We start from the raw sequence: 13,570 nt of genomic DNA on the forward strand, positions 1-13,570 counted from the left end.
AACCCGGAAGCTAAGCCTTACAGCGCCGATGGTACTGCAGGGGGGACCCTGTGGGAGAGTAGGACACCGCCGAACAAATATTGAAAGGGTTGGATCTGGAACTTCGGTTCCGGGTCCAATCCTTTTTTGTTTTGCGTAACGTGTCGTTCACGTTCCGCGCCGAGCATCCCAGCATGGGTACTGCTGCAATGCTCAGGGCCGCCGGTGTCGGAGTGGGCGACGAGGTCATCGTGCCGGCCTTCGGGAACGTCGAAGTCGCCGAGGCCGTGACACTGGCCGGTGCGCTTCCGGTGTTCGCCGACATAGATCCGCTGACCTACTGCCTCGACGTGACGGCGGTGGAGGCGGCCGTAACCGCCCGTTCCGCGGCGGTGGTTGTCGTACACCGGTTTGGGCGGTGGGCCGACATCAGGCAGTTGCGTGAGCTGGGGCAGCGGCACGGACTGCTGGTGCTGGAACAGGGGGAGTCCGAGGCCCCGTACGACGAGATCGCGCAGCGGCGGCAGCGGGCCGCCTATCTCGATGCGAAGCTGCGCGGTGTGCGGACGCCCGACGGCGGTGACGGGCACACCTACCAGCAGTACGTGGTGCGGGTGCCGGGGAACGGCCGGCCCGACCGGGACGCTTTCGCTCGGGCCCTGCGGGGCAGGGGAGTTGACTGCCGGGTGCCGGTGAAGACGCCCGTGCACCGACTGCCGGAATTCCGGCGCTGTGTCTCGCTGCCGCAGACGGAGACGGCCGCGGACGAGACGCTGGCGCTGCCCGTGGACGCCTCGTTGACGAAGCGCGAGATGCAGCGGATCGTGTCCGCCTGCAATGCCCTCGGCGGACTGCTTCAGGCCGCCTTCTGAACGAGTTTGGGAACTCGGGCCTGTTCGGGGTATGATCTATTCCGTTGCGGCGGGGGAAACCCCGAAAAGGCAACAGGCCCCCATAGCTCAGTCGGCAGAGCGTCTCCATGGTAAGGAGAAGGTCAACGGTTCGATTCCGTTTGGGGGCTCCAGCCAGAAGGCCCCGCCCGTAAGGGCGGGGCCTTTTTCATGCCCTCTTTCCCCGTCCCCCTCAATCCTTCTGGAGGCCGGGGACCCGCATCGCGAGGATCGCCATGTCGTCCGACGGGGCGTCCGACGCGAAGCGCTCCACCGCGCGCATGATGCGTGCGGCGACCGCGCCCGCCGTGAGGCCCGTGCAGGTCGTGAGAACGTCCGCGAGGCCGTCGTCGCCCAGCATGCGCGTGCCCTCCCGGCGTTCCGTCACGCCGTCCGTGACGCAGAGGAGGACGTCGCCCGGGTCGAGGGTGACCGTCTGCTCGTACAGCTCCAGGTCCTCGATGACGCCGAGGAGGGGCTGCGGCTCGGCGGCCGCCTCCACGGTGCCGTCCTGGCGCAGGCGCAACGGGAGCGGGTGGCCGGCGCAGACCACCTTCATCTCCGCGCTGCCGTCCTCCTGGAGGCGCATCTCGCCGTACAGGAGGGTCAGGAAGCGGCTGCGGGCGCCCTCGTCCAGGATGGCGGAGTTGAGGCGTTCCAGGACGGCCGGGCCGCTGAGGCCCTCGCGGGCCAGGAGGCGGAGCGCGTGCCGGGCGAGGCCGGTCACGGCGGCCGCGTTGGGGCCCGTACCGCAGACGTCGCCGATGGCGAAGCCGTACGCGTTGTCGGCGATGGGGAAGACGTCGTAGAAGTCGCCGCCGACCTCGTTGCCCTCGCCGGCCGCGCGGTAGATGACCTCGACCTCCATGCCCTCGATGTGCGGGGTGCCCGGGGGCAGCAGGCTGCGCTGGAGGGCCTGGCTGATGGCCGTGCGCTCCGAGTACAGGCGGGCGTTGTCCAGGGCCAGGGCGGCCCGGCGGGACAGGTCCTCGGCCAGTTCCAGGATCTCCTGGCGGAAGTGTTCGTCGGTGGGCTTGCCGAGGGTGAGCATGCCGATGACGCGGTTGCGGGCGACCAGGGGGAGGACCACTGTCTCGCCGCCCACCGCGGAGGCCGTGGCGAGCGTCGGACCGATGCCGGAGGAGACCTGGCGGGTGGGGCCGCCGGTCAGGCCGAGGCTCCGCATGGAGCTGCGCAGGGCGGCCTGGTGGGCGTGTTCGCCGGGGGCCGTCCAGACGCGGGCGCCGGGTGTGGGCACCGGGTCCGGCGGCGGCACCTTGGAGAGCAACGACTTGATGCCGTCGATGAGTTCCTCGTCCTCGTGCAGGACGTACGACAGGTACGGCTCGGAGGCCTGGTCGGCGATGGTGTAGACCGCGCACCAGGTAGCGAGGGTCGGGACCGTCATCTGGGCCATCAGGGCGAGGGTCTGGTCGCGGTCCAGGGTGCCGGCGAGCAGGTCGGAGGCCTCGACGAGGAAGCTGAGCGAGCCGCGGCGCAGCCGTTCCAGCTCGCCCAGGCGGGCCGACTCGACGGCCAGGGCGATGCGGTCGGCGGCGAACTGGAGGCGCAGCGCCTCCTCGTTGGAGTATCTGCCCGGTGCCTCGGCCGCGACGCCCAGGGAGCCGGTCAGGCGGCCCTCGACCTTCAGCGGGACCGTGACGACCGATCGCATGCCGGTGCCTGAGAGGAGGGGGACCGCGCCCGGAACGGCCGCCAGATCGTCGTGTACGGCCGGCATGCGGGCCGAGCCGTAGCGGCCGGGGCCGGCTTCCACGGGCACGCGGGCGAAGCGCTGACGGGCGGACGGGAGTCCGGTGGAGGCGCGGACCTCCAGCTCGGTCTCGTCGTCGGTGGCGAGGAGCAGGAACGCGGAGTCGCCGTCGAGCATGTCCCGGGCGCGCTCGACCGTGCGCTGGAGGAGGCCGTCGAGGTCGTCCGGGGCCGGGGAGCCGATGAACACCTCGAAGGGGTCGCTGCTCTGGCCGTCGGAGGCGCCGCCGGCGTCGGAGGCGGGGACGCGCAACGGGGTCTGGAGGACGGCCCGTTCGTGGTCGCGTACGAGCAGGCAGACGGTGGAGGGCTCGCCGCCGGTGTCACGGACTCTCAGGTGCGAGGCGTAGACGGGGGTCACCCGGCCGTCGGCGCCGCGGATGCCGTAGCTGCCCTCCCAGCGGGAGAGCTGGAGGGCCTCGGCGATCCCGGTGCCGGTGCCGGGGGTGTGCGGCCAGGCGGCGAGGTCGGTGAGGGGCTTGCCGGTGACCTCGCCGGAGGTGTGGCCGAAGATCTCCTCGGCGTCCTCGTTCCAGGCCGAGATGGAGCCCTTGCGGTCGATCTGGACGACCGCGACCCGGACCCGGCCGTCGGCGAGGGGCAGCAGGTCGGCCGGGAGGGACGGTCCGGCGGCGCGGGTGCCCACCGGGCGCTCGGGGAGGTCGAGCTGGAACCAGACATTCTTGTGCGTGGACGTGTACTCGACGCCCCAGCGGGCCGCGAGGGCCGCGCAGAGCTGGAGTCCGCGGCCGCCCTCGCGGTCGGGGCTGCCCATGTTGACGGCGGAGCCCTGGAGCGGGACCTCGCGTTCCGGGTAGCGGTCGGAGACCTCGATGCGCACTCCGTCGTCCGCGCGCAGGCACAGCACGTCGGCATGGGTGCCGGCGTGCACCACCGCGTTGGTCACCAGTTCGCTGGTGAGGACCACCGCGTCGTCGACGACGTCCGCGAAGCCCCAGCCCTGGAGGGTGTCTCGGACGAAGGACCGGGCGGTCGCGACCGATCGCCCTACGGGCTCGAAGCTGGCGGCCGCGCGCGCGGTGATCACAGAACTCCTCGACCGGGTCTCGACATGCGGGCTTCCCTGGCCGGCCGGCTGGTGCCGCTGGTGCGGCATGCGCTCGCCTGTGGGCCGTGGCTCCGGGTTGTGTCCCCCGGGGATCACTCCGGTGGTCATGGTCTGCGGCCGCCCCTCCGAATGCCCGCTCGTTCTCGTGCCACCGCCCAGGCCGGACGGACCGGTGCGGCTGGACAGCCGCATGCAAGGTTACTTACCTTCGCCGTCCGAGCGGATGCCGGTCGCCAGTGTTTACGCCCCCAGGGTGTGCGGACGATGTGCGAAGCTGCCGAACTGTTATGGCCTGGTTCGGCCAGGGTGAAACACTGGGCAAGCTTCTGATGAAGGTCCGGTCAGCCTGAGTGCATTCCGTGTACGGCGGGCAACAGCCCCTGGTGTGGCCGGATCTCATCTGGCAGAACTACGCAGCAGTAACTGGTACGCCGAAGTAAGCGGTACGCCGAGTATGGCGGTGTCCGAGCACAGCAGTAACGGTCGACCCCTGCGGGAGGGACACAGTGGAGTCTGGCGCAGCGGCGCGGGGCACTAAGGCGCGCGCGAAGGGCGGACCGTCCCTGAGCAGGCAGCGGGGCGGTGACGGGACCACCGCGGTGGACACGGCTTCCCTGAACCGGTTGCTGGTGGCGCTCCTGGCGATGCGGGACGGCAACTTCCGCAAGCGGCTCACGGTGTCCGGGGACGGCGTGATGTCGGAGATCGCGGCGGTCTTCAACGAGGTGGCCGACCGCAATCTCCACCTCACGGGTGAGTTGTCCCGGGTGCGGCGTGTCGTCGGACGTGAGGGAAAGCTCACGGAGCGGCTGGAGACGGGTGCCTGCGAGGGCTCCTGGGCGGCTGCCATCGACAACTCCAACGCTCTCGTCGACGACCTGGTGCGGCCGGTCTCCGAAGTGGGCCGGGTGCTCACGGCGGTGGCCGAGGGCGATCTGTCGCCGCGCATGGAGCTGCGGTCGCCGTCGGCGGACGGGGCCGGGCATCCGCTGCGCGGTGAGTTCCTGAAGGTCGGCCGGACCGTCAACAACCTGGTCGACCAGTTGTCGACGTTCACCGACGAGGTCACGCGCGTGGCCAGCGAGGTGGGCACCGAGGGCAAGTTGGGCGGGCAGGCCCGCGTGCGGGGTATGTCCGGTTCGTGGCGAGACCTCACGGACTCGGTGAACACGATGGCGTACCGGCTGACCGCACAGGTGCGTGACATCGCGTTGGTGACGACGGCGGTCGCCAAGGGTGATCTGTCCCGCAAGGTCACGGTTCAGGTCGCCGGCGAGATGCTGGAGCTGAAGGAAACCGTCAACACGATGGTGGACCAGCTGTCGGCGTTCTCCTCCGAGGTGACCCGGGTCGCCCGCGAGGTGGGCACCGACGGCATCCTGGGCGGCCAGGCGAACGTGCCCGGTGTGGCCGGTACGTGGAAGGAACTCACCGACTCGGTCAACACCATGGCCGGCAACCTGACGGCGCAGGTCCGTGGGATCTCCGAGGTGACCACCGCGGTCGCCAACGGTGACCTGTCGCGCAAGGTGACCGTCCCGGCCCGCGGTGAGGTCGCGCAGCTCGCCGAGACGATCAACCAGATGACCGAGACGCTGCGGATCTTCGCGGACGAGGTCACACGCGTGGCCAACGAGGTCGGCGGCGAGGGGCGGCTCGGCGGGCAGGCGAACGTGCCGGGCGCGGCGGGTACCTGGAAGGACCTGACGGACTCGGTCAACACGGTCTTCCGGAACCTGACCACCCAGGTGCGGGACATCGCCGCCGTGACGACGGCGGTGGCCAACGGTGATCTGTCGCAGAAGGTCACGGTCGACGTGGCCGGCGAGATGCTGGAGTTGAAGAACACCGTCAACGGCATGGTTGATCAACTGTCGTCGTTCGGTGCCGAGGTCACCCGCGTGGCCCGGGAGATCGGTGTCGAGGGTGAACTGGGCGGCCAGGCGCAGGTGCCCGGAGCCGCCGGTACCTGGAAGGACTTGACGGACTCCGTCAACACTGCATTCCGCAACCTCACCGGCCAGGTACGCAACATCGCCCAGGTGACGACGGCGGTGGCCAACGGCGACCTGTCGCAGAAGGTCACGGTCGACGTCTCCGGCGAGATGCTGAAGCTGAAGAACACCGTGAACACGATGGTGGACCAGCTCTCCAGCTTCGCCGACCAGGTGACGCGCATGGCCAGGGACGTGGGCACCGAGGGCCGGCTGGGCGGTCAGGCGCGTGTGGACGGCGTCTCGGGCACCTGGAAGGAGCTGACGGACTCCGTCAACTTCATGGCCGGCAACCTGACCTCGCAGGTGCGGCAGATCGCCCAGGTGACGACGGCGGTGGCGCGGGGCGACCTGTCCCAGAAGATCGACGTCGACGCGCGCGGCGAGATCCTCGAGCTGAAGAACACGATCAACACGATGGTCGATCAACTGTCCGCCTTCGCCGACCAGGTCACCAAGGTGGCCCGGGAGGTGGGTACGGAAGGACGGCTGGGCGGCCAGGCGCAGGTGCCCGGTGTGGCCGGTGTGTGGCGGGACCTGACGGACTCCGTGAACGGCATGGCCGGCAACCTGACGGCCCAGGTGCGCAACATCGCGCAGGTCGCCACCGCGGTGGCCCGCGGTGACCTCTCCCAGAAGATCACCGTGGACGCGCGCGGTGAGATCCAGGAGCTGAAGAACACCCTGAACACGATGGTCGACCAGCTGTCGTCGTTCGCCCAGGAGGTCACGCGCGTGGCGCGCGAGGTGGGTACCGAGGGCATCCTCGGTGGCCAGGCCGAGGTGCAGGGGGTCGCGGGCACCTGGAAGGACCTCACCCAGTCCGTGAACTTCATGGCGAACAACCTGACCATCCAGGTGCGCAACATCGCCGAGGTCACGACGGCGGTCGCCAAGGGCGATCTGTCGAAGAAGATCACCGTCGACGCGAAGGGCGAGATCCTCGAACTCGTCACGACGGTCAACACGATGGTCGACCAGCTGTCGAGTTTCGCCGAGCAGGTGACCCGGGTGGCCCGCGAGGTGGGTACCGAGGGCATCCTGGGCGGCCAGGCGCATGCTTCGGGCGTCACGGGCATCTGGAAGGACCTCACCGACAATGTGAACCTGATGGCCAACAACCTGACCACGCAGGTGCGGAACATCTCCCAGGTCTCGGCGGCGGTCGCCAACGGTGACCTGACCCGGCAGGTCACCATCGAGGCGAGCGGCGAGGTGGCCCAGCTCGCCGACAACATCAACACGATGGTGAAGACGCTGAGTTCGTTCGCCGACCAGGTCACCAAGGTGGCCCGTGAGGTGGGCACGGACGGCATCCTGGGCGGCCAGGCGCACGTGCCGGGTGTGGCGGGTACCTGGAAGGACCTCACCGAGTCGGTGAACCAGATGGCGTCCAACCTGACCGGCCAGGTGCGCAACATCGCGATGGTCACCACGGCCATCGCCAAGGGCGACCTGACCAAGAAGATCGACATTGACGCCCGTGGTGAGATCCTCGAACTCAAGACGACGATCAACACGATGGTCGATCAGCTGTCGAGTTTCGCCGAGGAGGTCACCCGGGTCGCCCGCGAGGTGGGCACCGAGGGGCAGCTGGGCGGCCAGGCACGCGTGCGTGATGTCGACGGCACCTGGCGGGACCTCACCGAGTCCGTGAACGAGATGGCCGGGAACCTGACCCGGCAGGTGCGTGCCATCGCGCGCGTGGCGACCGCGGTGACCCGCGGTGACCTGAACCTGAAGATCGACGTGGACGCGGCCGGCGAGATCCAGGAACTCCAGGACTACATCAACAAGATGATCGCCAACCTGCGTGACACCACGGTCGCCAACCAGGAGCAGGACTGGCTCAAGGGCAACCTGGCGCGTATCTCCGCGCTGATGCAGGGCCGCCGCGACCTGGCGGACGTGGCCTCGCTGATCATGAGCGAGCTGACGCCGGTGGTCTCCGCGCAGCACGGCGCGTTCTTCTTCGGGATGCCCCTGGTCGACGGCAAGGACGCGAGCGCCGAGAACGAGGACGCGTACGAACTGCGCATGCTCGGGTCGTACGGCTACTCGATGGGCTCCATGCCTACGTCGTTCCGGCCCGGTGAGGCTCTGATCGGCACGGCGGCCAAGGAGAAACGCACGATCCTGGTGGACAAGGCGCCCACCGGCTACCTGAAGATCTCCTCCGGGCTCGGCGAGGCTCCGCCGGCGCAGGTGATCGTGCTTCCGGTGCTGTTCGAGGGCAAGGTGCTCGGCGTGATCGAGCTGGCGTCCTTCACGCCGTTCACGCAGATCCAGAAGGACTTCCTCAACCAGATCGCCGAGATGATCGCGACCAGCGTCAACACCATCTCCGTCAACACCAAGACCGAGGTGCTGCTGAAGCAGTCGCAGGAGCTGACCGAGCAGCTCCAGGAGCGGTCGGCCGAGCTGGAGAACCGGCAGAAGGCCCTCCAGGCGTCCAACGCCGAACTGGAGGAGAAGGCCGAGCTGCTGGCCCAGCAGAACCGGGACATCGAGGTGAAGAACACCGAGATCGAGGAGGCCCGGCAGGTCCTGGAGGAGCGCGCCGAGCAACTCGCCGTCTCCATGCGCTACAAGAGCGAGTTCCTCGCCAACATGTCGCACGAGCTGCGCACCCCGCTCAACTCGCTGCTGATCCTGGCCAAGCTGCTCGCCGACAACGCCGAGGGCAACCTCTCGCCGAAGCAGGTGGAGTTCGCCGAGACCATCCACGGTGCCGGTTCCGACCTGCTCCAGCTGATCAACGACATCCTCGACCTGTCGAAGGTCGAGGCGGGCAAGATGGACGTCTCCCCGACGCGTATCGCGCTCGTCCAGCTCGTGGACTACGTGGAGGCCACCTTCCGGCCGCTGACCGCGGAGAAGGGCCTCGACCTGTCGGTACGGGTCTCGCCGGAGCTGCCCGCCACCCTGCACACCGACGAACAGCGGCTCCTTCAGGTGCTGCGCAACCTGCTGTCGAACGCGGTGAAGTTCACCGACTCCGGTTCGGTGGAGCTGGTGATCCGTCCGGCCGGCAGCGCGGTGCCGGTGGGGATCAGGGAGCAGCTGCTCGAGGCCGGTTCGCTCAGTGATCCGGACGCGCCGCTGATCGCGTTCTCGGTGACCGACACCGGCATCGGTATCGCGGCCAGCAAGATGCGGGTGATCTTCGAGGCGTTCAAGCAGGCCGACGGCACGACCAGCCGCAAGTACGGCGGTACGGGCCTCGGACTGTCGATCTCGCGGGAGATCGCGCAGTTGCTCGGCGGTGAGATCCACGCGCAGAGCGAGCCGGGCCGCGGCTCCACGTTCACGCTGTACCTGCCGTTGCACCCCAGTGAGCTGCCGCCGCAGGGCTACCAGCAGTCCGTGCCCCAGCTGGAGGCGGGGGACCTGGTCGCCTCGCAGAACCTCGCCTCGGAGCTGTCCGGCGTGGAGATCGAGACGCCGGCCGAGGTGAAGTCGTACCAGGAGACCCAGAACGGTGCCGCCGCGCTCTTCCGGCGCCGGCGCCGGGGGGCTCCGGTGGCCGAGGCCTGGCCGGTGCTGGCCGAGCAGGAGGCGATGTCGCCGCAGCCGCGCCGGGGCATGCGGTTCGGCGGCGAGAAGGTGCTGATCGTCGACGACGACATCCGCAACGTCTTCGCGCTCACCAGCGTCCTGGAGCAGCACGGCCTTTCGGTGCTGTACGCCGAGAACGGCCGGGAGGGCATCGAGGTGCTGGAGCAGCACGACGATGTCGCGGTCGTCCTGATGGACATCATGATGCCCGAGATGGACGGCTACGCGACGACCTCGGCGGTCCGCCGGATGCCGCAGTTCGCCGGGCTGCCGATCATCGCGCTCACCGCGAAGGCGATGAAGGGCGACCGGGAGAAGGCCATCGAGTCGGGCGCCTCCGACTACGTCACCAAGCCGGTCGACCCCGATCACCTTCTGGCGGTGATGGAGCAGTGGATGCGCGAGGAGTGACCGGAACGGTCAGGTGTGATGTGAACGTTTCGGGAACCTTCCGTGTGCACGGGGAGTTGCTGACTCACGGTGGCGGAACCCGTGTAGAAGTGCGGGATTGGGGGAACCTTCTGGTCCCCGGCTGCGTTTCTGCTACGTGCACAGTGACATCGCGGTGACAGGGTGTGGCGACAGGCGGGGTGCGGCTACCATGACCGGCACAAGGACGGGCGGCGAAAGGGAGTCGTCCCCTGGGGCGGCGCCCGGTGCACATCCGGGGCGAGGAGGGCGGGCCATGGTGCAGAAGGCCAAGATCCTCCTGGTCGATGACCGGCCGGAGAATCTGCTGGCGCTGGAGGCCATCCTCTCTGCGCTCGATCAGACACTGGTGCGGGCATCGTCCGGGGAGGAAGCGCTCAAGGCACTGCTCACGGACGACTTCGCGGTCATTCTGCTGGACGTCCAGATGCCGGGCATGGACGGTTTCGAGACCGCGGCGCACATCAAGCGGCGGGAGCGGACCCGGGACATCCCGATCATCTTCCTCACGGCCATCAACCACGGCCCGCACCACACCTTCCGGGGCTACGCCGCAGGCGCGGTCGACTACATCTCCAAGCCCTTCGACCCGTGGGTGCTGCGCGCCAAGGTCTCGGTCTTCGTCGAGCTGTACATGAAGAACTGCCAGCTGCGCGAGCAGGCGGCGCTGCTGCGGCTCCAGTTGGAGGGCGGCGGCAAGGGCGCGGTCGCCGGCAAGGAGTCCGCGGGGCTGCTCGCCGAGCTGTCCGCCCGGCTCGCGGCCGTCGAGGAGCAGGCCGAGGCGCTCTCCAAGCAGCTGGACGACGAGTCCGCGGACGCGGCCGCGGTGGCCACGGCGGCTCATCTGGAGCGCAAACTCACCGGTCTGCGCCGGGCGCTCGATGCCCTCGAACCGGGCACGGGCGGCGGCACGGCAGCGCTGCCGTCGCAGAACTGACCGCGAGGGCGGCCAGTTGCCCATGACCGCGCGTCAGTTTCGTGCCTCGACAAAGGCGACACGAACGGGTGAAGCAGTCGGCACACGTGTCCCCTGCCGTCTCCCCCGGTAACCTCACACCCATGGCCTCACGTCCCTCGGCAGCCAAGAAGCAGCCCGCGAAGAAGGCCGCTCCCTCGAAGGCTCCGGTGCAGAAGGCCGCCGCGAAGAAGGCCCCGGCCAAGAAAGCGCCCGCCAAGAGGAGCGCGGCGAAGAAGTCCGCGCCGGCACCCAAGCCGGCGCCCAGCCCCACCGGGGGCGTCTACCGCCTGGTGCGCGCCCTCTGGCTGGGCCTCGCGCACGCCGTCGGCGCTGTCTTCCGCGGCATAGGACAGGGAGCCAAGAACCTGGACCCCGCGCACCGCAAGGACGGCGTCGCCCTCCTGCTGCTCGGCACCGCCCTGATCGTCGCCGCCGGTACCTGGGCCGACCTGCGCGGTCCGGTCGGCGACCTGGTCGAGATCCTCGTCACCGGCGCCTTCGGCCGTCTCGACCTGCTGGTGCCGATACTGCTCGCGATGATCGCCGTACGGTTCATGCGCCACCCCGAGCAGCCGGAGGCCAACGGCCGGATCGTGATCGGTCTGTCCGCGCTGGTCATCGGCGTGCTCGGGCAGGTCCACATCGCCTGCGGCTCGCCCGCCCGCAGCGACGGCATGCAGGGCATAAGGGACGCCGGCGGTCTCATCGGCTGGGCGGCGGCGACCCCGCTGACGTACACCATGACCGAGGTCCTCGCCGTACCCCTGCTGGTGCTGCTCACGGTCTTCGGGCTGCTCGTCGTCACCGCGACCCCGGTGAACGCCGTCCCGCAGCGGCTGCGGGCGCTCGGCGCGCGCCTGGGGCTGCTGCACGACCCCGAGCCCGACGAGTACCCGGAGTACGGCGAGGACGACGAGCGCTACGACGAGCAGTGGCGCCAGGCGCTGCCCGCGCGCTCCCGCAGGCGCCCCGGCGCCCCCCAGGACTACGACCCCGACGTCGCCGAGCAGGAGGCCCTCGCCAAGCGCCGGGGCCGCCCGCGGCGTTCCGCCGTGCCGCAGCCCGAGCTGGGCCGCCAGATGGACGCCGTGGACGTCGCGGCGGCGGCCGCCGCCGCGCTCGACGGCGCCGTCCTGCACGGCATGCCGCCCTCCCCGCTCGTCGCCGACCTCACCCAGGGTGTCAGCGTCGGCGACCGCGAGGACACCACGCCGACGCCCCTGCCGGCGCCGAGCCCGAGTCCGGTGCCGGCCGCGCGGCCCAAGCAGGAGAGGCTCAAGGTCGAGCCGGTCGTCGCGGACCTGACCAAACCGGCGCCCGAGGAGCCCCGCGACCTGCCCCCGCGCGCCGAGCAGCTCCAGCTCTCCGGCGACATCACCTACTCGCTGCCGTCGCTCGACCTCCTCACCCGCGGCGGCCCCGGCAAGGCGCGCAGCGAGGCCAACGACCGGGTGGTCGCCTCGCTCACCAACGTCTTCTCGGAGTTCAAGGTCGACGCGGCCGTCACCGGTTTCACCCGCGGGCCGACGGTCACCCGCTACGAGGTCGAACTCGGCCCGGCCGTGAAGGTCGAGCGGATCACCGCGCTCACCAAGAACATCGCGTACGCCGTCGCCAGCCCGGACGTGCGGATCATCAGCCCGATCCCCGGCAAGTCCGCGGTCGGCATCGAGATCCCCAACACCGACCGCGAGATGGTCAACCTCGGAGACGTGCTGCGGCTCGCCGAGTCCGCCGAGGACGACGACCCGATGCTGGTCGCGTTCGGCAAGGACGTCGAGGGCGGCTACGTCATGCACTCGCTGGCGAAGATGCCGCACATGCTCGTCGCGGGCGCCACCGGCTCCGGCAAGTCGTCCTGCATCAACTGTCTGATCACCTCGGTCATGATGCGGGCGACCCCCGAGGACGTGCGGATGGTCCTCGTCGACCCCAAGCGCGTCGAGCTGACCGCCTACGAGGGCATCCCGCACCTGATCACGCCGATCATCACCAACCCGAAGCGGGCCGCCGAGGCGCTCCAGTGGGTCGTACGCGAGATGGACCTGCGCTACGACGACCTGGCCGCGTTCGGGTACCGGCACATCGACGACTTCAACAAGGCCATCCGCGACGGCAAGCTCAAGACGCCCGAGGGCAGTGAGCGCGAGCTCCAGGCGTACCCGTACCTGCTGGTGATCGTCGACGAGCTCGCCGACCTGATGATGGTCGCCCCGCGCGACGTCGAGGACTCGATCGTGCGCATCACGCAGCTCGCGCGCGCCGCCGGTATCCACCTGGTGCTCGCCACCCAGCGTCCCTCGGTCGACGTGGTCACCGGTCTCATCAAGGCGAACGTGCCCTCCCGGCTCGCCTTCGCCACCTCCTCGCTCGCCGACAGCCGCGTCATCCTCGACCAGCCCGGCGCCGAGAAGCTCATCGGCAAGGGCGACGGCCTCTTCCTGCCGATGGGGGCGAACAAGCCGACCCGTATGCAGGGCGCGTTCGTCACCGAGGAGGAGGTCGCGGTGATCGTCCAGCACTGCAAGGACCAGATGACGCCGGTCTTCCGGGACGACGTCGTGGTGGGCACCAAGCAGAAGAAGGAGATCGACGAGGACATCGGCGACGACCTCGACCTGCTCTGCCAGGCGGCCGAACTGGTCGTCTCCACGCAGTTCGGCTCCACGTCCATGCTCCAGCGCAAGCTGCGCGTCGGCTTCGCCAAGGCCGGCCGGCTCATGGACCTCATGGAGTCGCGCGGCGTGGTCGGGCCGAGCGAGGGGTCCAAGGCGCGTGACGTTCTGGTGAAACCTGATGAGCTGGATGGAGTGCTTGCTGTGATCCGTGGGGAGTCCGAGGGGTAGGTCTGTCTCAGGGCTACGGGCGCCTGGAGACCGGGTGGAGTCATTGTCGTGATCCACCTGTTAGGGATCGTCGG

The 13,570-nt window shown here is 69.4% G+C and carries 5 protein-coding genes and 1 tRNA gene; 5 read left to right on the forward strand and 1 reads right to left on the reverse strand.

Features of this window, described 5'->3' with window-relative positions:
- The first annotated feature begins 188 nt into the window (after nt 1-188).
- Both KVT45_RS33275 and KVT45_RS33280 read left to right on the forward strand, forming a co-directional pair.
- Nucleotides 189-851, forward strand: a complete 663-nt coding sequence (locus KVT45_RS33275) for a DegT/DnrJ/EryC1/StrS family aminotransferase (protein WP_217552993.1) — start codon at nt 189-191, stop codon at nt 849-851.
- Nucleotides 852-927: 76 nt separating this feature from the next.
- Nucleotides 928-1,003, forward strand: a tRNA-Thr gene (locus KVT45_RS33280).
- 59 nt (nt 1,004-1,062) lie between these two features.
- Here the strand turns inward: KVT45_RS33280 and KVT45_RS33285 are convergent.
- The gene (locus tag KVT45_RS33285) at nt 1,063-3,819 is read right to left on the reverse strand and encodes a SpoIIE family protein phosphatase (protein ID WP_217552873.1); all 2,757 of its coding nucleotides are present in this window, start codon (nt 3,817-3,819) and stop codon (nt 1,063-1,065) included.
- 398 nt (nt 3,820-4,217) lie between these two features.
- Between KVT45_RS33285 and KVT45_RS33290 the strand changes: the two genes are divergently transcribed.
- From KVT45_RS33290 to KVT45_RS33300, 3 genes are all read left to right on the forward strand, one after another.
- Entirely contained in the window at nt 4,218-9,674 is a 5,457-nt protein-coding gene (locus KVT45_RS33290) for a HAMP domain-containing protein (RefSeq protein WP_217552874.1), read from the forward strand.
- A gap of 274 nt (nt 9,675-9,948) precedes the next feature.
- Nucleotides 9,949-10,629, forward strand: a complete 681-nt coding sequence (locus KVT45_RS33295; RefSeq protein ID WP_217552875.1) for a two-component system response regulator — start codon at nt 9,949-9,951, stop codon at nt 10,627-10,629.
- 122 nt (nt 10,630-10,751) lie between these two features.
- The gene (locus KVT45_RS33300; RefSeq protein ID WP_217552876.1) at nt 10,752-13,496 is read left to right on the forward strand and encodes a DNA translocase FtsK; all 2,745 of its coding nucleotides are present in this window, start codon (nt 10,752-10,754) and stop codon (nt 13,494-13,496) included.
- Nucleotides 13,497-13,570: the final 74 nt, after the last annotated feature.

This window comes from Streptomyces sp. GbtcB6 (genome assembly GCF_019091475.1).
GTDB lineage: Bacteria > Actinomycetota > Actinomycetes > Streptomycetales > Streptomycetaceae > Streptomyces > Streptomyces hyaluromycini.

Coding starts and splice junctions, on each gene's coding strand:
- KVT45_RS33275 (WP_217552993.1), top strand. CDS start 189: ATGCTCAGGGCCGCCGGTGTCGGAGTGGGCGACGAGGTCATCGTGCCG.
- KVT45_RS33285 (WP_217552873.1), bottom strand. CDS start 3,819: ATGACCACCGGAGTGATCCCCGGGGGACACAACCCGGAGCCACGGCCC.
- KVT45_RS33295 (WP_217552875.1), top strand. CDS start 9,949: ATGGTGCAGAAGGCCAAGATCCTCCTGGTCGATGACCGGCCGGAGAAT.
- KVT45_RS33300 (WP_217552876.1), top strand. CDS start 10,752: ATGGCCTCACGTCCCTCGGCAGCCAAGAAGCAGCCCGCGAAGAAGGCC.